This is a genomic window from Plectonema cf. radiosum LEGE 06105 (assembly GCF_015207665.1).
Lineage (GTDB): Bacteria > Cyanobacteriota > Cyanobacteriia > Cyanobacteriales > Nostocaceae > Rivularia > Rivularia radiosa_A.
In genome coordinates, this window is sequence record NZ_JADEWL010000008.1 from 60,894 (window position 1) to 84,735 (window position 23,842).

Here is a 23,842-nt window from a genome sequence, read left to right on the forward strand (position 1 = left end):
GTAATTACCAATTATTTTTCCATATCTCTTCATCTGTTATCTTCAGGTTATTGACAATATAGTCTATATCATATATAGACCTTTGTAATCAGTGTCTATTGTTAAGTTACAGTAAATTTTTACCTGGGATGCTGCTCCCGTAAGTCTCAATGGGTTTTTGGGAATTTGATCATTTTGATTTTAGTTGAGTCTGGTATTTTGAAGCTTACCCGATTTGCAATCAATGTTATCTGTTTTCCTTGTTAATTAAAAAAATAACCTTTTAAATTTAAGTACTATCACATATAAAAATATTTTTTGTCAAACAATAAACACTTGCTACAATGTTAATAATTTTACTGCTAAGGTAAAAAAATAAATCGTGATATTACCTTGACATTGATAGTAATAGTAGTAAAATCTACTCTATTGGAATGAAAATCGGGGCATAGAGCTATTAATTAGTGTGAAATATCACACAAAGTAATACTGAAGCTCAGCATCTGCCGGATTACACAGTTCCGGGTTAGTATTATGACTTAGCGATGCCTTGATGGGTAATCGATGTTGATTTTTTAAAAATGTATGGACAAAAGTCCGGAAGACGGTAGTAGCACCCTCCTCTGAGCTGTAGAGTTTGTCTCTCAGCGCGGGGGAGACAATAGGAGGAATTATGCTTATTCAAGATGTTCGCAATTGTGCAATCAACATTGCTGATTTTGGCGTTACAGATTTAAATGAACTTAAATGGGACTTGAACCATTTACCACCCGTTGATGTCGGGGAATATATTGCTAATTTATCGAGAAAACAGCGGGCGATCGCCTTTCGTTTACTGAATAAAAATCGAGCTATTGACGTTTTTGAATATCTACCTCCTGATGTACAGGAGCAATTGATCAATTCTCTTCATGACGTACAGGTAGCGCAAATTTTGGAAGCGATGAGCCCTGACGAACGTGCAGAATTATTTGATGAACTACCGGCTTCGGTTGTCAAGCGTTTACTACACTCGTTAAGTCCCCAACAAAGACAAGTTACTGCAACGATTCTTGGTTATCCTGAAGGTACTGCTGGAAGGGTAATGACTACAGAATATGTGCGGTTGCAGGAAGGATTGACTGTCAGAGAAGTTCTCAATAAAATTCGCTCTCAAGACGAAGACAAAGAAACCATTTATTACGCTTACGTCACCGATGATAACCGCAAGTTAGTTAGCGTTGTGTCTTTGCGACAATTGCTGTTTTCCTATCCCGATGCTTTATTACGGGATATTGCAGCTGCGAAGGTGATTCGAGCTAGTACTGATACACCAGGGCGAGAAGTTGCCAAAATCATGAAGCGATACGATTTAATCGCTTTACCCGTAGTTGACCGCGAAGAACGCCTAGTAGGTATTGTTACTATTGATGATGTCGTAGATATTCTTGATGAAGAAGCTACAGAAGAGATTCAAAAACTTGCAGGGGTTACTGGTGGTGATGAACCTGCTTTATGTTCTCCTCGAGTCACTCTCCGCAAACGTTTACCTTGGCTGTTGGGAAATATCGGTTTATATATTGCTGCTGCTAGCGCCATCGCACCTTTTCAGGAAGTGATTAAAGTTGTGCCAGTTTTAGCGATTATCATGCCGATTTTGGCTAACAGTAGCGGTAATGTTGCATTCCAGGTTTTATCCGTGACTGTACGGGGATTGGGCTTAGGAGAAGTAACTCCGAAAGATACTATGACTCTGTTGCGTAAAGAGTTAACCGCAGGGCTAGGAACCGCTGTTGGCTTGGGTTTGGCTTTAGCAACTTTATCTATGATGTGGTCTCCTCCTAATGAGCGTTGGGTATCCCTTGTTGCTGGCACGGTGATGGCTGCGAATGTATTGATTGCTGTTACTTTAGGAACTTTACTACCAATGGGATTAAAGCGTTTAAATCTCGATCCGGCTTTGATTAGTGGTCCTTTGATGACTACTACTTTAGATGCGGTTGGTTTTATGACGTTTTTATCTTTGATTTCTTTCGCTTTGCAACTATTCGCTTAATTCTTGGAGGGCTTAGTTCCCTCCTTTTTATGGAAAAAAGTCCCAGAATAAAGCAGTTATATTCTCCTTATTCCCTATTTCCTTGAAGCTCAATCACAAGCCTTTATCTTTTGTAAATTTTTGTAAATTTATTTGTCGCGAAAATTTTTTTTGTTTATTACGTGGGATGATTAATTAGAGCAAGAGTTAAATTTTTATAATGGTAATATTTTAATTTTTTTTATTTTTGCAAAGATTTCCATTATAAGAAAATAAATTTAGATAAAATAATAATATCAAAAAAAGTCCCCCAAAAAAAAATTTTTTCGAGAAATAAACCCCGTCCTTAAGGACGGGGTTTTAAGCAGTTGTGGGATGGGCAAGCCGTTCGAGAGATATTTTCAAATTAATCGGATTTGCATAAAATTGGTATTTTGCTAGGGAAGACAGCAACAGGGATTCTTCTTATTGCTGTTTGAACTTGAGATTAATTGTTGTAAATCATACAGAACCGAATAAAAAACAATTAATTATCAAGGTTATAGGGATAATATCAAGCAAATATAGTAACAGTGAGTTTACGGATAACAGAGGATAGTGAAGACGGGTAAAATATAGCGATATTGACTATATAAAAATCGTAGTGGAAAAACAGCATAATATAGATCAAGTACAAGAGCCAATAAAGTCTGCTTCAGCGGAAGTTCGCCAAATCATCGAGCGAGTATGGAATTTAGAAAAAAGCAGACTTGATAAAAAAAGTTTCGGTCATATTAACGAAGATATTTTAGCAATTGTGAAAGAAGCTGTAAAATGAAACTGACTTCCATAAAGCTTTGTAACTTTCGTTCATTTTACGGAAAAACCTGTGAAATGACTCTTGCGGGGTCAAACTCAAATAATACTACTATTATTTACGGTAATAATGGAGCAGGTAAAACCAGTTTATTGAATGCATTTACCTGGGTATTATACGAAAAATTCAGTGCAGCCTTTGCTTCCGTTGAGCAACTTGTAAATAAAAGGGCGATCGCCGAAGCAAAAATTGGGCAGAGCGTAGAATGTTGGGTAGAGTTAGCGTGGGAACATGATGGTAAACGCTATCGAGTCAAACGTCAATGTCGGGTTTACAAAAATCAACAAGATTATGATGTTGGTAAAACAGAATTATATATGCAGGTAGCGGGAGATGATGGAAAGTGGTATTTGCCACCGCAACAACCAGAAGAGATTATCGGACAAATTTTACCTGCTAGTTTACATCAATATTTCTTCTTCGATGGTGAAAGAATTGAAGAAATAGTGCGTTCAGATAAGAAAGCAGAAATTGCAGAAGCGACTAAAATATTTTTAGGAGTTGAAGTAATCAATCGTTCAATTCGACATTTACAAGAAGCGAAAAAGAGTTTAGAAAACGAATTGAAGATAATTGGTGACTCAGAAATTAAAAAGCTGTTAAAAGAGCAAAATAAAATTGAAATTGAAAATCAAACAATTAACAAACGGAACCTAGAAATTATTCAAGAATTAGAATATCAAAATACCTTTAAAAGAGAAACTAATAAGCGTTTGCGCGAATTGAGTGCAGCGAAAGAATTACAGGAAAGACGACAGGAATTAGAGAAACAGAAAACGTTAAATCAAGATAATTTGCGACATACTAGAGAAACCTTAAAAAAAGCAATTTCTACACGGGGTTATACAGTATTTTTACCAGAAACAACGGTACAATTTCGAGAAATTATTGATAATTTGAAACAAAAGGGAAAATTAACCAAAGGGATTTCACGAGAATTTATTCAAGACTTATTAGATTCACATAATTGTATTTGCGGCACAAATTTAAATAATGGCGATCGCACTCGTATAAATGTCGAAACCTGGTTAGATAAAGCAGCTTCCTCCGAAGTTGAAGAAACAGCAATTAGGATGAGCGCTCAAGTTGATGAAATCGACAAACAAGCAGCAGTATTTTGGGAAGAGATTGATCAAGAACAAGCTAGAATTAATAATTTAAGACAAGTGATTGCTGAAATTGAAATAGAATTAGATAATATAGAAGAAAGATTAAGAAAAGACCCTAGTGAAGAAATCCGCAGTTTACAAAAGCGTTTAGATCAAATCGAAGAAAAAATTACCGAACTCACCTTAGAACAAGGAGCGAATCAGCAGAAAATAATTAATTTAAAATCAGAATTAGAAAGTTTAAACAAACAAATTGCCAAACATAAATTAAATGAAGAAAAGCAAATTTTAGCACAGCGTCGCATCAGCGCAACTCAAGACGCTATTGATAGATTAACCCAAGTGAAACTTCTGCAAGAACAGCAATTTCGCTTGCAATTAGAAAAACGAGTCCAAGAAATCTTTAGCGAAATTTCCTTTACACCTTATATTCCGACAATCAGCGAAAAATACGAATTAACGCTGATAGAAAAAACTTCTGGTTTAGAAATGCCAGTTGCAGCATCTACCGGAGAAAATCAAATACTCAGCTTATCATTTATCAGTAGTATTATCGATCGAGTGCGGGATTGGAGTCAAAATAAAATGCTGATGGTAACAGATAGCAGCACATTCCCCATTGTCATGGATTCACCTTTCGGTAGTTTAGATGTAATTTACCGAAAACACATAGCTCAAATTATTCCTAAATTAGCAAATCAATTAATAGTTTTAGTGACAAAAACTCAATGGAGAGGTGAAGTTGAAGACGAAATGTCATATCGAGTTGGCAAAGAATATGTATTGACTTATTATTCTTCCAAAATTGATTGCGAGCAAGATTTTATTGAATTGAGTGGGGGAAGATATTCTTTAGTGAAACAAAGTCCGAATGAGTTTGAATATAGTGAAATTGTTGAGGTTGAGAGGGAGTGAGGAGAGATGGAGAGAAATAATTTATAACTTCCAATTTTCAATTTCTTAATCCTAACTATTTCTTTTGAAAAATTGTAGTAACGCAGCAATATTCTGATTTTAAAAAACCGCAGAGACACAGAGGGCGCTGAGGAAGAGTAAAAGAGAGTTGGTAAATAGAAAATATTGTGTTTTATTTACAGAGGCTTATGTTCAAAACTAAATAATTGATAACTGTTCACTGTTCACTGATAACTGAAAATGGCTGAAACTGGTAGAATCAGGGTTGCAAAAGATAAAGCGGAATTTGTACAGAGTTTAACATCTTGGAATGGTGCAACGGGACCTTTTGAAACTTTTGCTGACGTGGTAGTTTTTGCGGCTACTTTGGGTAAAAAGCATAATCGCCGCGTGCCTTTGGGAGAGATTTCAAAAAGAGAACCTTCCCCAATTAAAGTTGAAACTTTTGCTTCGATGGGATATGACTGGGTAATTAAATTGATCGGGATTACTGTAACTAAGGATATAAAAGTACTGTCAGTAAGTGAGGAAGATTCTCAAACTGAGCGCAATAATATTTTTGAAGAATTTGCGAATGGTGGTTTGGAAATATTGCAAACTGAATTACGAGGTGCGGTAGATTATTCGGAAAGGCTTTTGTTGATACTGAGTGGGGAAAGGTTTAAGGAAGATAAACAGGAAGAGGAATTTGATTTAAGTCGGTTTCTTTCATAAAATACATTTTTAATACGCTGTATTACACTTGCTAAAAACCGACAGAAATATTCTGCCGGTTTTTGCTATTTAAGATCAAGCTAATATTACCCTCAAGGGTAATATCGCTTTTTTTATACATTGTATAGGATTAGTTCAACAAGCATCTAATAAACACTTAAAGATTCAACTGTTGCACTTTGTAACATTGTCAATTGGTGTATTGATGCCATATCAACTTCTAATTTTTGGAGAAGATTTGTATTATGTCAGATAAAAATTCTGCGAACCAAAATAATTTCAAGAAAGTCGCAAGTGGTTTACTTGTATTAACTAGTTTTGTTTCATTTGCTAGTAACAGTGGTTTAGCGAACCAATTAGCTAGTAATTTGGATCAATTCTTAATACCCGCAGCCCAAGCTAAGGATGTCGGAACCCACCATATAGCTATTGCGGATCAGATGTTGAACCAGAAACTGGATGCTAATTCCCTAATTATTCAAGATAAAACAGCTTTTTTAATAAATCAAGTAGGAGAAAAAACGGCAGCTCCTAATGGTTACTATAAGCTTTCTGATGGCTCCATTTTCAAAGTCAAAGATGGTCAAATTACTAATGTTGGAAACTCGCATTTAAATTTAGGACAAAATGAAAATTCTACTCTCCAAGCAACAAAATGGCGAGATATAATCGATCGCTGGAAACAAGCGGATAAACAAGATGATTCTATAGGGAATCTTCAACAAGTGACAAAACAAAATGTCCAAGAGACTTTAAGTCGAATCATAGAATCATAAAGTCGCAGCCTAGATAGGCTAGATGGACAATACTTAGTGTCCATCTAGCATAAATTTGGTCTTTTCTATGAGCTAATAATTGCCAATTTTTTTAAGTAGAGGAATATTTTTTATGCATATTGTGATGAAATTAAGCAAAATGTGTAATTTAAGATGTACATATTGCTATGAATATGATGAACTATCAAATAAAGAACGGATGCCATTAGATGGCATTGAGTATTTTTTTAAAAGCTTATATAGTTACGCAAGTAGCCGCGATAAATCTTTTCCAATCCATCTTGTATTTCATGGTGGTGAAGCCCTACTTCTTCCCCATGAATATTTGCGAAAAGTTTGTAGCCTTGCAGCAAAATATTTGAAAAATAATGGCATTAACTACGATATATCTGTACAAAGTAATTTGTTTAAGCTGTCAAAGAAAACATTAGAACTATTGGAAGAATTAGATATTCACTTGGGTATTTCTCTAGATGTTTTTGGAGACCAAAGAGTTGATATTGTTGGTAGAGTTTCCCAAGACAAAGTTTTAGACAATCTACAACATCTGTTAGACAGTGATGTAAAATTTGGTGCTATTTCTGTTCTCCATGCTTTGAATGTAGATAAAGCAGTAAAGACATTTGAGTTTTATCAGGAACTGGGTATTAGGTATCGTATTTTGCCAATTCATAGTAATCATGAAACACCTCCAGAACGCATGAAGCATCTGCTATTAAGTCACCATCAAACTGTTGAGGCATTACAAAAGGTTGCTAAGGCAAGATTTAATTGTTCCTCACCAATTGAAGTTTTTCCATTAGACGATTATTTTCAGGCAGCAGTTAGGTACCTTATAGATTGTGAAATAGGAATTTACGATCCTTTTGATTTTGAATGGGCGCTGATAGTTAATACTAATGGTGATGTATATCCTCATGGCGATGCCTATGTGCCTATTGGTTTAATGGGCAATCTTTTTCACCAGCCTCTAAGTGAGATTTTAGTTTCTCAAGCTCATACCAATGCGACTAAAGTTCGTATGCAAAGAGCCGAAACTTGTCGTCGTTGCAAATTCGATCGTAAATGTACTCAGTTATCTATTGCTGAAGCTATTCCCAGCGAGCGTTTTTACGATGAAGCGGGTGCGCTTCAATGCTTGATCGACAAGCCTATGATTCAATTTATGGTTGATGAAATTCAGCGATCACCAGACGCTCAAGCACTTTTAAATTTATATCAGCATCAACAGCAATCAATTCCACAATTACTTCCTCTTTAAACCTTGAAAATTGTTTCACTAGCCAATATCTAGTCATGTATATTGAGTTATTAGAGTTCATTGAAGAGCCATCTAAGCCACCTTTTCTATATCACGGCAGCCCGCACAAATTAGATGTAATCGAACCCAATCAAGCTACGGGTTTAGGAAATCGAGAGAACGACCGACTTTATTCAGTTTATGCATCCGATGAGCGTAATTATGCGATTATGTTTGCTCTTAACATATTTCTTGACGAAAAAGGTGAACGTAGTTGGTCAATATTTCGCACAGCAGATTCACTGGAAGTGGTAATTGAAACAGGTAAGCTCGATCTTACAACACAAGGATACCTTTATCGCTTACCTTCAGATACCTTTAGACAAGTTGAGCGTTTTCAATGGGTTTCAGACGTACCTGTGAAACCTTTGGAGTGTGAAATTATCAAACCTAAAGATCATCTCCATTGGCTCAGATACAATGAGTAAAGGTAAATGGCTTGCGGTTTCAACCGCCGGTTTGAATATAATATTCTAAACAAATCTCACAAAACACTCGGCAACCCCACCTTTTTCGGCTCTACAAACTTACCTTTAAAATCCACAGTTTGCTCTTCAAAAGTTCTCGCTTTTGCTAAATCTTTCCTTAATTCCGCACGCTCCATTTTATCTTCAATCCCACCCAAAATATAAACAAGTAACCGCGTTGCTAATTCTTTCCCTGCAACCAATACCCGTTTACGATTTGCATCATATAAAACGCCATACCAAACAGATTTAGGAAATTCCATTCCACTAAAACCACCTTCGCGATCAAATTGTTTCAACTTGCTAAATATTTCTTCGCTGGAGAAACCTTTTTGGAATATTAAGATACCTAAAGCCTTCGCTAATGCCATTTGTCCAACGGGACGAAATAAAATATTACCTTCTCCCCCATCTTTTTCAAAACTAAACCTTCTAAACATCGGAGTATCTTCGTAATCCAACACTTTATAACTTGCTAAAGTTGCTAAATTATCAAATAATTCCTGAAAATCTTGGGTAGCTGATTCTATTTCTTCCTCTTCCGGGCGCATGGGAATTAAACCTTTATCTAAGGGTTTCCAATGAGGATATTTATGTTCTAAATAACGTTCTGACATTTCTTTTAAAGCTTGCAAAGTTGTCAAAACTGTGGACTTAGCTGCAACTGTGGCACTATTCCAATTAACACGAGGTTTCCGATTTTTACGCTGTGCTAAAAGTGGATGGCTAACTGCTATCTTGCGAGCCACAATCGAAAAACCATCGTCTTCATTTAACTGTGCTAACTGTCCTTTACTCAAGGGTACAGCCATCAAGTTGACGTGGACAAAAATCGACCTTACCCTACGTCTTGCTTCTTCACGAGTTTCTCCAGTAGCTACTGCACAAATAAATTCTATACCGATTTTTTCTTGGGGTAATTGTTGTAAATATTCAGCTTCAACTCGGTATTTTTCACTTAAATCATCAATGGTAATAAAACTATTAGCAACAGCTTTATCCTTCTTATAGCGGGGTAATTTACCAGTTTTGAGTATCTCCATCAAACCTTGTACCGCCATCAATCGATGCTGCCCATCTAATGCATAAATAGTTACATTTTCTTGTGAAATATCGAGCAAGCCAAATTGACCATTTTCATCTAAACTAGTAAATTCCGTAGTCGATTTTTTAGCTCGTCCTTTACTATCCCATTCAGAAGAAGACGAATCATTTACCCAAGGCTGACTAATTACAGCTAATACTGGAGGAAATTTATGATTTTTTCTCGCTGCTAAATACTGAACCAAAGGTGCTTGTCGCGACCAATCTAAGGGGCGTTGCTGAATATCATCTATACTTTCTGCGTCAATTTCGATATTATCAGTATCGGGATTATACTTACTTCGCAATAATGGCAACAATGATGCAAAATGAACTTGAGATGCAAACCATTCCAAAGTGACGGAGCCGACATAAGCTTGAGTACCGCCCATTTCCGTTTTTTGGACTAGTAACTGTTGATTTTCCCCCAGATATTTAGTTAATAAAGCCGAAAATTTCTTTTGATCTTGACTAGAAATCACTGCTGTTACACTAGATGCACTTTTTTTCATCACAAATCTTTAAAAAATAAAAATACTCATATCCAAATACTATATATAAAAACGATATCAAAACAAAATATTAAAAAAAAAGTTTTTAAAAACCATTTTATGTAATACTGGACTTGCTCTTATATCTAAATCTCTATAAATATCAGGCACTGAATTATCGTAGCTAATCCAAAAACTAAAATAAACACATCCGTTGTTAAAATCCAAAATCGAATGACTCTTGCCCAACAATCAGAAAAAAGTCAGTCAGCACCCGTTACGGTAATTGATAAAATTCCAGAAATTACGCAAGAAATTCAAGATTTGTATTTGCTTGACGAAATACCTTGGATTATTGGCGTATCTTGGGGTAAAGATTCCAGCACAATTTTGCAACTGATTTGGAATGCGATCGCCACTTTACCGCCCAAGAAACGCAGTAAAAAAATTCACGTAATTACGACAGATACTCTCGTAGAAAATCCCATAGTTTCGGCATGGGTTAAAAATTCGATGCAGTTGCTGGCATCAGCTGCCAAAGAAAAAGCAATGCCCATCGAACCTCATTTATTATTGCCAGTAATTCAAGATACATTCTGGGTGAATTTAATTGGTAGAGGTTATCCGGCTCCTCGCAACCAGTTTCGCTGGTGTACGCCGCGTTTAAAAATTAATCCAGCCAACCAGTTTATTCGAGAAATGGTAAGAGCTAGCGGCGAAACAATTCTTGTTTTGGGTACCCGCAAAGCCGAAAGTGCAAGACGATCTGCCACAATGCAAAAGCATCAAGCAGGTAGAATAAGGGAGCGTTTGAGTCCGAATGCCAGCTTACCCAACTCTTTAATTTACACTCCCATCGAAGATTGGAGCAACAACGATGTGTGGATTTACCTCAATCAATGTGAAAATCCTTGGGGTGGTGATAACAAAGATTTATTTTCCATGTACCGTGGTGCGACAGCAGATAATGAATGTCCTTTAGTTGTCGATACCTCTACCCCTAGTTGCGGTGATTCGCGCTTTGGTTGCTGGGTTTGCACGATGGTAACTAAAGATAAATCGATGGAAGCGATGATTCAAAATGATGAAGAAAAAGAATGGATGCAACCGCTTTTAGATATTCGTAACGAGTTAGATATTCAAGATGACCATGATAAACGAGATTTTCGACGAATTTGGGGAAACGTGCAGCTTTTTGAGCGTAACATAAATGGGGAAATCTCAGTTCAACCAGTACCAGGTCCTTATACAAAATATTGGCGCGAACATTGGTTAACAAGAGTATTATCAGCGCAAACCCAAGTGCGTCAAACTGCGCCGGAAAATATGCGGGATATTACTTTAATTACCTCAGACGAACTCAGTCAAATCAGGCGGATTTGGTTGGAAGAAAAACACGAATTTGACGATAGTTTACCCCAAATTTATCAACAAGTGACAGGCGAAGAATTTATTGACCCCCGTCCCGGTGCGGGTTACAGTTTGTTAGGCAGCGATGAATGGGCTGTACTAGAAGAAATTTGTGAAAACGACGCAATGCATTTGGAATTAATGGCGAAACTGTTAGATACCGAACGTCAGTATCGCAAAAAATCGCGGCGCGTAGGAATATATGATGCATTAGAAAAGTGTTTTGAAACAAGTTCGTTAAATCAAGAAGACGCGATTAAAAATGCTCGTTTTAAACGCGACTTAAAAAATGCTGCTGGGGAAGGTGATATTAACAGGGTAAAACAGTTAACTTTAGGCGATGTTACCGTAGAGAAAGTAACAGATAAAAAACCGCAAAATTGGGGAAATCTAAAATTTAATAAAAATAAATCAGATGACGAACAGTTAGGAGTTAGAAGTTAGGAGTTAGGAGTGAGGAGTTAGGAGTGAGGAGTTAGGAGTTAGGAGTGAGGAGTTAGGAGTGAGGAGTGAGGAGTGAGGAGTGAGGAATTTATTACCAATTACCAATTACCAATTACCAATTACCAATTACCAATTACCCATCCCATGTTAATATGATATTCCTCGAACTTGTTTTAGAAAACTTTGGTCCTTATTGCGGTCGTCAAGTCATAAATCTCGACCCAAATAACGATGATAATCCTCGTCCAATTATTCTTTTAGGGGGAATGAATGGCGGGGGGAAAACAACTTTAATGGATGCGATTCGTCTTGCACTTTACGGACATCGCGCTCAATGTTCTACTCGCGATAATTTAAGTTATAATGATTTTCTCAATCAATGCATAAATACGCATAAATCACCTACAGAACAAACAAGAATTGAATTAGCTTTTGAACATATTGAAAACGATAAACCTGTTAGATATCGTATAGTCAGAACTTGGGAAAAAAATCCTAAAGATGGTAAAGACCATTTAGGTATTTTAGATATTCGTGAAAATGATGAATGGCTGGATACTGGGTTAGTTAGTATCTGGGATGAGTATATTGAAAATTTATTACCTTTAGGAATCTCTAATCTATTTTTATTTGATGGCGAACAAGTAAAAGAACTCGCAGAACAAGAACAACCACCCACGATGGTAGTTGAAGCAATTCGCGCTCTTTTAGGATTAGAATTGGCGGAACGTTTAGCAATAGATTTAGAAATATTAGTCAATCGTAAACGCAAAGAACTAGCGGATACAAAAGAACTTGCTAATTTAGAAGAAATCGAAAAACTTCTCAATAATTTACAGTCAGAATACGAAGAAACTAAAAATATACAGACGCAAGAATTAGAATTTTTACAGCAAGCCGAAAAAAACCAACAAGTAGCCTTTGATAAATTTTTGAGCGAAGGTGGAAAAATTGCTTCAGAAAGTAGTCAACTAGAACAGCAAAAAATAGTTCATATTAACGAATCTGAAAACACTCGTCAGAGAATGTCTGAATTAGCAGCAGGTGTTTTACCGTTAACATTAATTGAACCTCTACTAAATCAAGTTCAACAACGAGGTGAAGCAGAATTAAAAATTCAACAGCAACAAATAGCGCGGGATATATTGCTCGAAAGAGATGAACGTTTACTAAATTTGATTGATCAAACAGATATTGCTGCCGATAAATTTGCTCAAATCAAAACTTTTTTGGAAAAAGATGTAGAAGCTAGAAACGCATTGTTAAAAGAATCGCCTTGGTTATTAGCAGATGCAGAAAGTTTGAGTCAACTAGGAAATATTCTTTACTACTTACAAACTGCTAAGAATACCGCCAAACAGCAATTAGAACAGTTAAAAAATCAAGAAGAAGAAATTATTACTTTAGAAAGACAAATACAAGCAGCAGCATCGCCAGAAGATTATCAAAAATTAGTAGACTTAGTTAAAAAAGCACAAAATAAAGTTACTGACATCAAAAGTAACTGTGAAACAGTCACTCGTCGTTTAATAGAATTAGAGACAGAAATTAATAAATTAAAAAAAGATTTAACAGAATATAGCGTACAAACCATCGAACAAAACAGTAAAGAAAATATCATCAATGCATCAACAAGAGTACAACAAACCCTCAAATTGTTTCGCGAACGACTTACCTTAAGAAAACTCAATAAATTAGAAAACGAAGTTACAGAATGCTTCCGTTATCTACTCCACAAATCTGACTTAGTACATCGTATTGTGATTAATACCAATACCTTCAGTCTTTCCCTATACGATTTAAATTCTCAACCAGTTGATAAACATCGACTATCCGCAGGCGAAAAACAACTCCTAGCGATCGCCTTTCTTTGGGCATTAGCAAGAGTATCGGGACATCACCTACCCGTTGCGATCGACACCCCGTTGGGACGTTTGGATTCATCCCACCGCAGCAACTTAATCGAAAGATACTTCCCTTCAGCCTCCCATCAAGTAATATTACTTTCCACCGACACCGAAATAGGTGAAAAAGAAGTAAAAACCCTGCGAAAAAACGAAGCAATAGCTCGCGAATACCTGCTCAAATACTCCCAAGACACCCGTCAAACAACGGTAGAATCGGGGTATTTTTGGTAAATATAGTTGACAGTTGACAGTGGACAGTTGACTGTGTACGGTGGACAAATCGACGGTGTATGGTGGACAGTTGACGGTGTACGGTGGACAAATCGACGGTGTACGGTGAATAAATCGACGGTGTACGGTGGATAAGGGAAAATAGCTAAGAATCATCAACCATCAACCATCAACCATCAAAATGGAATCACCAATCGAACGCATCCGCTTATCTCAAACAGCTAAAGACCAACTTTTGAAACTGAGACGGTTTACCAAAATCGATCAGTGGAATACCCTTTGTCGTTGGGGTTTTTGTCGTTCTCTCGCGGAAAAAAGTATTCCTTCTCCCGTACCGATACCCCAAGATAGTAACGTCGAATTAACATGGCGAGTATTTGGCGGTGAAATGTCCGATATCTTGCTTTTAGCCCTTAAACAACGCTGTTATAACGACGGTTTGGGAACTGAGAAAGAAACCCTTGTAACCCAGTTTCGCTTACATCTACATCGCGGTATCGGCTATTTAGCAGGCGATCCAAATATTAAGAAAATTGAAGATTTGATTGAATTAGCCACTAATAGTAGGGAGTAGGGAGAGATGGGGGGATGGGGGGATGTAGTTAGAAATTACCTTTAACCTCTAAACTTTAACCTTTCTTTCTCGCTAATGTCAAACCATCTCCAATGGGTATCATGCTGATTGTCACTCGTTCGTCTTTGTGAATTTTTTCGTTTAAAGCACGGATTTTATTAGTTCTATTATCCTGTACCTGTAAATCAGCTACTTGTCCAGACCACAATACATTATCAATGGCAATTAATCCACCGGGACGTATTAATTTTAATGCTCGTTCATAATAGTCGTCGTAGCTGCTTTTATCTGCATCGATGAAGGTAAAATCAAAGGTATCCGCTTCACCTGCTGCTAATAATTTATCCAAAGTTTCAATAGCTGGAGCTATACGCAGATCGATTTTATCAGCTACTCCTGCTTGTTCCCAGTAACGACGGGCTATAGATGTGTACTCTTCACTCACATCACAAGCAACTATCTTACCGGATGGCGGTAATGCTAAGGCAACTATTAAGGAACTGTAACCTGTAAATACACCTATTTCTAAAGTTTTTTTTGCATTCATTAATTGTATCAGCAAAGCCATAAATTGACCTTGTTCTGGTGAAATTTGCATGATATTTCGAGGATGAGTTGCGGTTTCTTCACGTAATTTTGTTAAAACTTCCGGTTCCCGTATAGATACGGAGAGTAAATATTGATAGAGGTGATTTTCTAATCCTATTGTTTGCTTAGACATATTCAGCTTTTTACTAATTTATAGGTGTATTTGCCGAGATGATTTATGAAATTCATTATGGCTGTTTGTTATATTCCGGTTGACGTTGAAGGATTTAGGTAAAACAAATTATCTGTATTTTGGATGATAAACCAGATTCAAGATTGGGAATTATAAATATGGTCTTATTCATTACATAATATGCACTATTTGCTTTACCCTATTCTTATTTATGGATTATTAGTAGGTTTCTCCTATTTGATTACCTTTTTACAACTTTGCAAGGTGACATTGCAATACCCGATTTACGAAATCCAAACAGTTGAAAATATTCCGGTTTATCTACAAAAGTTATTTTTAATTCCAATTGAAGAACTTAGGGAATTGGGTTTCGAGCCATGCTGTTATTTGCAGGTTAAACCAATGCTTAAGATTTATCCCGATATCGCTTGGGAAATTTTACTATACAATCAAGCTTTTAACAGCTATGCAAAAGTTGGTATACATCACCGAATAGAACCCGTACATTTATTTGATATTGAATTTTATACTTTTTTTGCAGATAAAATATTTTTGGTCACAACAAATGGTAAGGGAGATACGGTTATAGGTAAAATTCCTTATTTTATTGTTCAAGATTATTATACTGCTCAAACGTCTTTACAGTGGCAGTTGCATCAAGGTAGATTGAGGCAATTAAAAACAAAATTAAATTCAAAATCAAGCATCAAATTAAACATAAATACAAATCATGATAATTTATCACCATCAGCTTTTATAAAAACATTAAATATATATTTAATAAACTATATTAATTCATTAATAAAATTAAAAAATATATTACCTATTTCAAATAAACATTTATTTCGTTTAAATAGAAAATTAGCATTAAAACTGACTTACAAAATAATCCAGGAAAAGCATAAAAATACGGATATTATCAAACAGCGACAAGAACAAGCGGAAAATAATATTAAATTATCAGCAGAAATTCCTGTGGAATTGGAAGTAGAAGGATTTCGACGGATGGAACAATTACAACGGGGACTTATCGATAGTAAATTGCGTCCTTGGTTAATATTAGGTAGTTTTGCTTTATTTGTAATTACTTCCACAACATTTTTTGGTACTCAAACTCTAATAATTTTTATCTCCGCATTAATTTTTCATGAGGGAGGACATTTATTAGCAATGAAAATTTGCGGTTATCAAAATGCGTCTTTAATTTTTCTCCCTTTTCTCGGTGCTGTTGCTACTGCTCGTAAAGATGACGCTACAATTACTCAAAAGTTTTGTGTATCTTTAGCAGGGCCTTTACCTGGATTAATTTTAGGTATAGGATTATCAATTATCTTTCAAGATGAAAGTTATTCGAGTTGGATTAAGCAAGCAAGTTGGATATTAATTTGTTTAAATTTATTCAATTTACTACCGATTTATCCTCTTGATGGAGGACAAATAATAGATGTTTTACTATCTTCTCGTTTTCCTTATAGTGATATTTTATTTAAGGCATTCGGCACAATGATAATTGGTATATTGGGAATAATTCATCCAGCATTATTTATACTTCCAATTCCGTTAATTTTTAATATTTTACACAGTTATCGTGCTGCTAAAATTAATTCTCAATTACAAATATATTTAAAAAAAAGATTACATAATAATCAAGAAAATATATTATATGCTCTATTTGAGTTTTTACAGCAATTTGATTATCAACACTTACCATTTAATAGTAGATATACATTAATAAAAAATTTGATGGAGCGCTATAATCATTTTGACAATAAACGAATAACAAGGATTATTTTAGCAAGTGTATATTGCGGTAGTTTGTTCGTAGGAATTTGCGGTAGTTTTCAAACAATTGTACCTAATTCGTTAAATTTTACTTCCAAATTTGCCAATAAATATTCCGATTATGTTAAAAAAGAAACTCAAGTGATAATAGATAATAAACAAGAAAAGTAATAGTGTAGAGACGTTACAGTGTAACGTCTCCGTATATGGCGGTTCGACAAACCATTATGAATGGTTAATATCCTTTGTGATGATTTCTCATTGATTTAGTAATTTGTTTCCATCGTTTTTTTGTATCTAAATAAACCTTTTGGTCTTGTTTTTGACTGAGATAATTAACTTCTTTCTGCAATTTTTGATAACTAAAAAATCTGGAAGAATCAAGTTTACCTTCCTGTAATGCTTGCTGTATTGCACAACCAGGTTCTTGCCTGTGCTGACAATTACGAAAGCGACATTCTTGAGCTAAGATTTCAATATCTTCAAATGTTGAGTGTAAACTTTGTTCACTCGCCCAAATTTGAATTTCTCGCATTCCTGGGGTATCTATAATTAAGCTGCCGTTTGCTAGTAATATCAATTCGCGATGGGTTGTGGTATGTCTACCTCTATCATCACCTTGACGTACAGCTTTCACTTTTTGTATTGCTTCCCCTTTGAGTTGATTGGTAATTGTTGATTTTCCCACACCCGAAGAACCTAATAAAGCAACGGTTTTTCCCGGTTGTAAATAAGGTTGAAGTGCATCTAATCCTTGAGAATTTGCAGCACTAATAGTTATTATCGGTACACCCAAAGCAATTTTTTCAACTTGATTTAAGCAATCTTTGATGTTTTGACATAAGTCTATTTTATTCAACAAAATAACTGGATTTGCGCCACTTTCCCAAGCCAAAATTAAATAGCGTTCGATTCTTCTCGGATTAAAGTCACCATCTAATCCCGACACTAAGAATACCGTATCAACGTTGGCTGCAACTATTTGTTGTTCTGTTATTTCACCTATTGTCTGACGAGAAAATTTAGTTTTTCTAGGTAAAACACTGTGAATTATGGCGCTTTTTTGTGATTGTTTGATGCTAATTACAACCCAATCTCCCACTCCTGGAAAGTCTTCTGCTTGAATTACATGATGACGAAATTTACCCGTTATTTCACCGGAAATTTCTCCAATTTCGCTGTAGAGAATGTAGCTATTTCGATGTTCTATAGCAACTCTAGCTACCGTCAAATCTGGTTGATGTAACCGTTTAAAGTTGTCAGCAAAAAAATCATTCCAACCTAAATATTCTAAATTCATTGTTTTCCTGAATTGGTGCTATTTGTTTTCTACAAAGCACAGCAATCAAGAATTCGGTTTAGTTAAATAGGATTTAATTTTAAGGATTATTTATCCAAGATAAATCCTAGGGAAACCAAATACGAGAATATTTGCGCTTTGTGTCGGTTTTATTGCGATTTCAATCACGACTATCTCTGAAGCTGCAAATTCATTCATATTCTTTCCTCCTTAAAATTTTGATAGTGGTACTACAATTGTAATCTATATATTTCAAAAAAGGTAGTGTGTTGGCGTAGCCTACCCCGGAGGGGTATACTTCTAGCTCGCTGGTGACTACTCCGTTCCCGTTACCAGATTACTGAAAAAAACCGCCCTTGCGCTCTTGGGGTACCAGTGGAGCAACTTTCCTCTGCGTACTCTGCGTCTCTGCGGTTTTTAAATCAGTAATCTTCTGCCGGGAACGAAGTAATGTGGTGAAGTAGTAGGTTCAAACTTTAGAAACTGCGATCGCGCTGACATCGACTTTGCGATCAAATAATATTCGGGGTTTGAGTAAAATTTTGAACAGTAGTAGAAAAGATTGTAATTCGTTGGGAGTACATCTACGCTTCCATTGTCCGGGACGACAGAATAACATTTCTACTAAACGACGATGTTGGGATAAGGTGACTAAGGGAAATTTAACTCGAATGGTGAGAAATTCGTCTTTGATGCTAGTAGTAATAATTTCTGCATTAAGTTGTAAGTTTTCTTCGGCTATTTCTAGATTTAGCGATTGATTAGGAATTAATTCTATGGGTATTTGTTGAGTTAATGCGATTTCTGCACCGACTTCGGAAATCATTGTAGTCACTCCCCAAGCGGTTTGTTCACCAATGTTTAAGCGTACTATTCTTCGTAAATCGAACCATTCGTAAACATCGGCTTTGGGTGCATCGAGTAATATTAATAAAGCAATTCCAATTAATAATAAATTATAAAGACTCCATATCCATCCTAAATCTAAACCTTGGAAATGCTGTAATATTTGAGGATTTGTTGTTTGCTGCCATAATAATGCTAAACACATTCCTAAATTGCGCCATAAACTAATAGCATTACCGATAAATAAAATAATTAACGGTACAGCTAAATTCCAGTTAAAATAAAATTTATTATTTGCATTTCCTTTGGGTGTAACTTTAAAGCCTTTAGAAAAGGGATTCAGCATTACTTTAATTACAGTTAATCCCAGAGGAAAAGCTAAAGCTATACTATATATTTCTGATAAAATTGCAGAGCGAGAATGGGAATTTAGCCAGGAAAATACTGTTAGTTGAGTCAGGTAAAAAGGCAAGAGAAAATAAAGCGCTTCTGCGACAGTTGCTTGTACTGGAATAATCCCTAAAAATGAATATGCTAAAGGCATTAATAGAAAACCGACACGGGAAATACTAGCAAACCAGTTGAGCAATCCTTCTAAATGAGCTAGTCTTTGTAATGGTTTTAATCCGCGAATTGTCAGAGGATTTGATTTAATAAAAAATGCTTGTAAAGTACCTTGCGCCCAGCGGATACGTTGTGTTGCGTGTGCGCCGATATTTTCCGCAGCTAAACCGGCGCTGAGTTTTTCATCTAAATAAATAAGTTTGTAACCTTTAGCTGATAAATTAATTCCTGTAAAGTAATCTTCGCTGAGAGATTCGGTGACAAAACCGCCAGTTTTTTCTAACGCGCTGCGTCTAACAACAAAAGAAGTTCCTGCACAAACTACACTTCCAGCACTATCTTTTATCGGTTGAATTTGTCTGTAAAATACTTCTTCTTCTGGAGTTACGACATTTTCTAAACCTAAATTATGAGCAATGGGGTCTGCATTATAAAAGCTTTGTGGTGTTTGTACTAAGGCTACTTGTTCATCTTGAAAGAAGCCTACTGTACGAGTAAGAAAGTTTTTTGTAGGAATAAAATCGGCATCAAAGATAACGATTAATTCTCCATTAATTTGAGTAAATGCATGATTCAAATTACCTGCTTTAGCATGACGATTATCTGCTCTGGTAATATAGTCACATCCCAATTCTTCAGCTAAAGCTTTCATTTCTGGACGGCGAGTATCGTCTAATAAATAAATTGTTTTATTATGGTATTCTAAAGCTTGACAACCAATAATTGTCCTTCGTAATATAAAAGTTGGTTCGTTGTAAGTCGGAATCAAAACATCGACACTAGGACAAAAATTTTCTTCAATAACAGCGATAGATTTTCTATCTGCATCATGACGATGTTCCTTAACATTCAACATTAAAAATAACTGGATTGTCGCACTGAATAATACCAACATTTCTAAACCAAATAAACCCAAACTAAACGCACCATTTAAAGGAGTGCCGAGGTTGAGTGTTGATAAAGACCGCCATAAAACATATCTACCAGTTAATATTAATAATATTCCAACTACTAATCTTCGCGACCAAATACGGGGTTGGGGAGAAATTTTCATTATTACCAAAACAGTTAATAATAATGCTACAGTCGGGACTAATAAATATTTTCCCGTTACCATCGGTACTTCTAACCATATGGGTGGATTCTGCTGTAAAACGTTAATTTCAGCGAAAATTGCGTTTATTTTATCTTCCCCAGCAAACCACCCTGCAACAATAATTGCCGATATAATAACAATGCTGAATAAAAATAGAGTTGCAATTCTAATTTTAAATATTCTCTGGGATTTGCGTTGATATTTTCTTTTTTCAGATGGTGTAATAATCATTGGTAGTTGCCTCAAAATTCAATCTCAAGTTTAGTATAAGTTTATTCCTATATTCCTGAATTAAAAAGAGATTAAAAATCAAATCGAAAATTTAGCCTAATTTTCAACAACTTCTCAGCTTCTATTAATTTATCTATTAGAGCAAAGCCTTAAATTGTACTCATACACCAATTTGAGGACATCGCAATGAAATTCAAATATGTCGCAGTTTTAGGTATGGTTGTTTTATTAAGCGTCGGTTGTACAAATGTAGAATCCCAAGCGGAAACTCAGCCTCAAGTTGAGACAGTTGCGGAAACTCCTGCTACTGCTTCAGTACAAGCTTCGGGAACCTTTCAAGATGCAGAACATCCAACCAAAGGAACAGCTAGTATTATTACTGAAAACGGCAAAAAATATATTCAGTTTGATGATCAATTTAAATCTGATAGCGGACCAGATTTATTTGTGATTCTCCACAAAGATGATAAATTACCAATTACCGGAATTAAAGAAGCAGATTATGTAACTATCGCTCCGTTGAAAAGTACCAGCGGTACTCAAAAATATGAAATTCCCGAAAATGTAGATTTAGCAAATTTCAAATCTGTAGCTGTATGGTGTCGTCAATTTAACGCAACTTTTGGTTATGCAGTTTTAAAAGCATAAATGATTTCACAATCGCTCCTCCTCAATAATTGATAATACAAAGCTTGGACAATAAAGATGGAACTAGCAGATTTTTTCACTCTCATACATCCCGCGATCGCGATTATTTTTGTATTCCCCCTTATCGGTAATGTAGTCAATTTTGCATGGTCAACACGTCAGCGTCGTTTACAAACCAAGGATAAAGGTAAAAGTAAAATTCCTCCGGTTGTTGGTACAGAACACAAACGTTTAGGAGATTGGTTAACTGCTTCAGTTGTAGGATTAACTTTAATCGGTTTAGCACACCCAATTAGCAAAAATATAATCAAGAATCAATTGTGGAATAAAGCGCCTTTTCAAGTTATTTTTATCCTTTTAATGTTCGTTGCTACTATCGCTTCTTTAGTACTTCTCTATAAAGCGCAAAAGAAAGAATGGAGAGCAATTTTTGCGACTTTAACAGGTATAGGATTAGTTATATTAGGCTGTCAAGATGGAGTTTTTCGACGTACAAATGAGTGGTATTGGTCGCATTATTATTATGGTATTACCGCAGCTTTATTGATGATTTTTTCTTTAGCAATTGTACCAGAAATTTATCGGGATAAATCTAACCGTTGGCGGACTATCCACACCGTTTTAAATACTTTTGCTTTGTTACTATTTATCGGTCAAGGTTTTACAGGAGCAAGAGATTTATTAGAAATTCCCTTGAGTTGGCAAGAACCATTTGTTTACAAGTGTGATTTTGCAAATAAAACTTGTTCTTAACAGTTAACAGTTATCAGTTATCAGTTAACAATGATAACTGATATAGCAATCCCTGTAGAATTTATGAAAAAATAATATATAAAATCACGAATTTAGCGAATATAATATCTTTTTAAATAAGATTTAATTTTTGACTCATAAATACCTACTATTAATTACCTAATTAAGTACATAAATGAAGAAAATTTTGGCAAAAATTGACTTTAATTCATTAAGATTACGTTTAACAGCAGGTGTTGCTGTATTTTCTATTCTTGGTTTAGGAAGTCTTGCTTCTTGGACTGGTTGGAAAATGCAGCAAATCTTAATTGATAGTCATAAAAAAAATATCGAAGAAATTGCTACAGAGATACCGCGTGATTTACAAATGTTGAGTGAAATGGTTCCCCAAGAACAAGCAATTTCTCAAAGAATTGATAATTTAAAAACTAATAATACATTATTATGGATAGAAAATTTGGATAATCAAATATTAGCAAAGTCTAATAGTTTAATTAAATCTTCTAAATCTCAAGAAAATAGTTTATTTGAGTTAAAAAATATTCCAATTAAACCTCAAGTTATTCAACTCAATAATCGCTATTTTGTTTTGTGTAGTAATTCTTTAATTATACAAGGAAAGGTCATCGGTACTATATCTATAGCACAGGATATTACTCGTGACCAAACCATGTTTATCATGATGATAAAAAGTGTTGCTGCAACCAGCATTTTAGTAATAGTTATCATGGCTGGTGCAATTGCATTTTATATTCACCATTCGCTAAAATTTTTGCGTCAGTTAAGTCAAATGACTGAAGTTATTTCTGCTGAGGATTTAGGCAATGCCCAATTATATTTTGATAACGCCCCTACAGAAGTCAAACAGTTAGCTGAAACCTGTAATATGATGCTTTCTCGACTTTCCGAATCTTGGGAAAAAGAGAGGCAATTTGTCAGTAATGTTTCTCACGAATTACGTACACCATTGACAATTGTACATGGTTATTTGCAAAGTGTATTGCGAAGACAACAGAATTTAACAGCAATTCAAAAAGAAGCTTTGGAAACTGCGGCATCGGAAGCAGAAAATACCATTAGTTTATTACAAGATTTACTAGAATTAGCCAGAGCAGACCACGGCAATTTACATTTTAATATCCAAAACTGCATTTTAAATGATGTCGTGACTGAAGTTGTAGAAATGGCAGATAAATATAGCGATAGAGATATTAAAATTGAAGCTCCAGCATACTTAATTGAAGTCAAAGCAGACTATAATCGTCTCAAACAAATATTACTTAATTTGATTGATAATGCTGTTAAATATTCAGAAGCAGATACCTTAATAACTGTGAAATTATCTCGACAGGAAAATGAAGGACTTATTCAAGTTTATGACATGGGTTGTGGGATACCATTGCAACATCAATCGCGAATTTTTGAGCGTTTTTATCGTGTAGATGAAGCTCGTAACCGTGCTGGTGGAACTGGTTTGGGTTTATCGATTGTTAAGACGCTGGTTGAAGGTATGGGCGGTAAAGTTTCGGTACGTTCTAAGTTGAGTGAAGGCAGTGTTTTTACTGTTAGTTTGCCGGTTTAGGGAATGGGCAATGATATATTTTAAATGCAGAGGAGCGCAGAGGTAAGCG

General features: G+C 35.4%; 19 protein-coding genes. 15 read left to right on the forward strand and 4 right to left on the reverse strand.

Annotated elements, in window-relative coordinates; translation table 11 throughout:
- Nucleotides 1-652 precede the first annotated feature (652 nt).
- The 7 genes from mgtE (at nt 653) to IQ247_RS04080 (ending at nt 8,091) form a co-directional block, all read left to right on the forward strand.
- Nucleotides 653-2,014 carry a magnesium transporter gene (gene mgtE / locus IQ247_RS04050; protein ID WP_193917312.1) on the forward strand — a complete coding sequence of 454 codons (1,362 nt, stop codon included), beginning with the start codon at nt 653-655 and terminating at the stop codon, nt 2,012-2,014.
- 622 nt (nt 2,015-2,636) lie between these two features.
- Nucleotides 2,637-2,810 (forward strand): hypothetical protein, encoded by a 174-nt coding sequence (locus tag IQ247_RS04055; RefSeq protein WP_193917314.1) that lies wholly within the window; start codon nt 2,637-2,639, stop codon nt 2,808-2,810.
- Nucleotides 2,807-4,873 (forward strand): AAA family ATPase, encoded by a 2,067-nt coding sequence (locus IQ247_RS04060; protein WP_193917316.1) that lies wholly within the window; start codon nt 2,807-2,809, stop codon nt 4,871-4,873. The genes IQ247_RS04055 and IQ247_RS04060 overlap by 4 nt, the downstream gene beginning before the upstream one ends.
- A 240-nt stretch (nt 4,874-5,113) precedes the next feature.
- Nucleotides 5,114-5,587: a DNA phosphorothioation-associated protein 4 gene (locus IQ247_RS04065; RefSeq protein ID WP_193917318.1), complete on the forward strand. Its 474-nt coding sequence runs from the start codon at nt 5,114-5,116 to the stop codon at nt 5,585-5,587.
- A 245-nt stretch (nt 5,588-5,832) separates the two neighbouring features.
- Entirely contained in the window at nt 5,833-6,363 is a 531-nt protein-coding gene (locus IQ247_RS04070; protein WP_193917320.1) for a hypothetical protein, read from the forward strand.
- Nucleotides 6,364-6,475: 112 nt separating this feature from the next.
- A complete protein-coding gene (locus IQ247_RS04075; RefSeq protein ID WP_193917322.1) occupies nt 6,476-7,624 on the forward strand; it encodes a radical SAM protein in 1,149 nt (382 codons plus the stop codon).
- Between the two features lie 35 nt (nt 7,625-7,659).
- Nucleotides 7,660-8,091, forward strand: a complete 432-nt coding sequence (locus IQ247_RS04080; RefSeq protein WP_193917325.1) for a hypothetical protein — start codon at nt 7,660-7,662, stop codon at nt 8,089-8,091.
- A gap of 56 nt (nt 8,092-8,147) precedes the next feature.
- Here the strand turns inward: IQ247_RS04080 and IQ247_RS04085 are convergent, their stop codons facing one another.
- Complete coding sequence (locus tag IQ247_RS04085) at nt 8,148-9,725, reverse strand: DGQHR domain-containing protein (RefSeq protein WP_193917327.1); 1,578 nt, start codon at nt 9,723-9,725, stop codon at nt 8,148-8,150.
- Nucleotides 9,726-9,938: 213 nt separating this feature from the next.
- Here IQ247_RS04085 and dndC point away from each other — a divergent pair, with 213 nt between their 5' ends.
- The 4 genes from dndC (at nt 9,939) to dndE (ending at nt 14,270) form a co-directional block, all read left to right on the forward strand.
- On the forward strand, nt 9,939-11,558 hold the full coding sequence (dndC, locus tag IQ247_RS04090) for a DNA phosphorothioation system sulfurtransferase DndC (protein WP_193917329.1): 1,620 nt from the start codon (nt 9,939-9,941) through the stop codon (nt 11,556-11,558).
- Nucleotides 11,559-11,710: 152 nt separating this feature from the next.
- On the forward strand, nt 11,711-13,696 hold the full coding sequence (gene dndD / locus IQ247_RS04095) for a DNA sulfur modification protein DndD (protein WP_193917331.1): 1,986 nt from the start codon (nt 11,711-11,713) through the stop codon (nt 13,694-13,696).
- Between the two features lie 6 nt (nt 13,697-13,702).
- Complete coding sequence (locus IQ247_RS33050; RefSeq protein ID WP_265579659.1) at nt 13,703-13,831, forward strand: hypothetical protein; 129 nt, start codon at nt 13,703-13,705, stop codon at nt 13,829-13,831.
- Between the two features lie 46 nt (nt 13,832-13,877).
- Nucleotides 13,878-14,270, forward strand: a complete 393-nt coding sequence (gene dndE, locus IQ247_RS04100; protein WP_193917333.1) for a DNA sulfur modification protein DndE — start codon at nt 13,878-13,880, stop codon at nt 14,268-14,270.
- Nucleotides 14,271-14,325: 55 nt separating this feature from the next.
- On the opposite strand, the gene IQ247_RS04105 is transcribed toward dndE, so the two are convergent.
- On the reverse strand, nt 14,326-14,991 hold the full coding sequence (locus tag IQ247_RS04105; protein WP_193917335.1) for a class I SAM-dependent methyltransferase: 666 nt from the start codon (nt 14,989-14,991) through the stop codon (nt 14,326-14,328).
- A 264-nt stretch (nt 14,992-15,255) separates the two neighbouring features.
- Here IQ247_RS04105 and IQ247_RS04110 point away from each other — a divergent pair, with 264 nt between their 5' ends.
- A complete protein-coding gene (locus IQ247_RS04110; RefSeq protein WP_228059450.1) occupies nt 15,256-16,944 on the forward strand; it encodes a site-2 protease family protein in 1,689 nt (562 codons plus the stop codon).
- A 64-nt stretch (nt 16,945-17,008) separates the two neighbouring features.
- On the opposite strand, the gene rsgA is transcribed toward IQ247_RS04110, so the two are convergent.
- On the reverse strand, nt 17,009-18,073 hold the full coding sequence (rsgA, locus tag IQ247_RS04115; protein WP_193917339.1) for a ribosome small subunit-dependent GTPase A: 1,065 nt from the start codon (nt 18,071-18,073) through the stop codon (nt 17,009-17,011).
- A gap of 469 nt (nt 18,074-18,542) precedes the next feature.
- Nucleotides 18,543-20,810: a glycosyltransferase family 2 protein gene (locus tag IQ247_RS04120; RefSeq protein ID WP_193917341.1), complete on the reverse strand. Its 2,268-nt coding sequence runs from the start codon at nt 20,808-20,810 to the stop codon at nt 18,543-18,545.
- Between the two features lie 186 nt (nt 20,811-20,996).
- Here IQ247_RS04120 and IQ247_RS04125 point away from each other — a divergent pair, with 186 nt between their 5' ends.
- The 3 genes from IQ247_RS04125 to IQ247_RS04135 all read left to right on the forward strand — a co-directional run bounded on the left by IQ247_RS04125 (nt 20,997) and on the right by IQ247_RS04135 (nt 23,793).
- Nucleotides 20,997-21,458, forward strand: a complete 462-nt coding sequence (locus IQ247_RS04125) for a DM13 domain-containing protein (protein ID WP_193917343.1) — start codon at nt 20,997-20,999, stop codon at nt 21,456-21,458.
- A 57-nt stretch (nt 21,459-21,515) separates the two neighbouring features.
- Nucleotides 21,516-22,211: a DUF4079 domain-containing protein gene (locus IQ247_RS04130; RefSeq protein WP_193917345.1), complete on the forward strand. Its 696-nt coding sequence runs from the start codon at nt 21,516-21,518 to the stop codon at nt 22,209-22,211.
- A 175-nt stretch (nt 22,212-22,386) separates the two neighbouring features.
- Entirely contained in the window at nt 22,387-23,793 is a 1,407-nt protein-coding gene (locus IQ247_RS04135; RefSeq protein ID WP_193917347.1) for a sensor histidine kinase, read from the forward strand.
- Nucleotides 23,794-23,842: the final 49 nt, after the last annotated feature.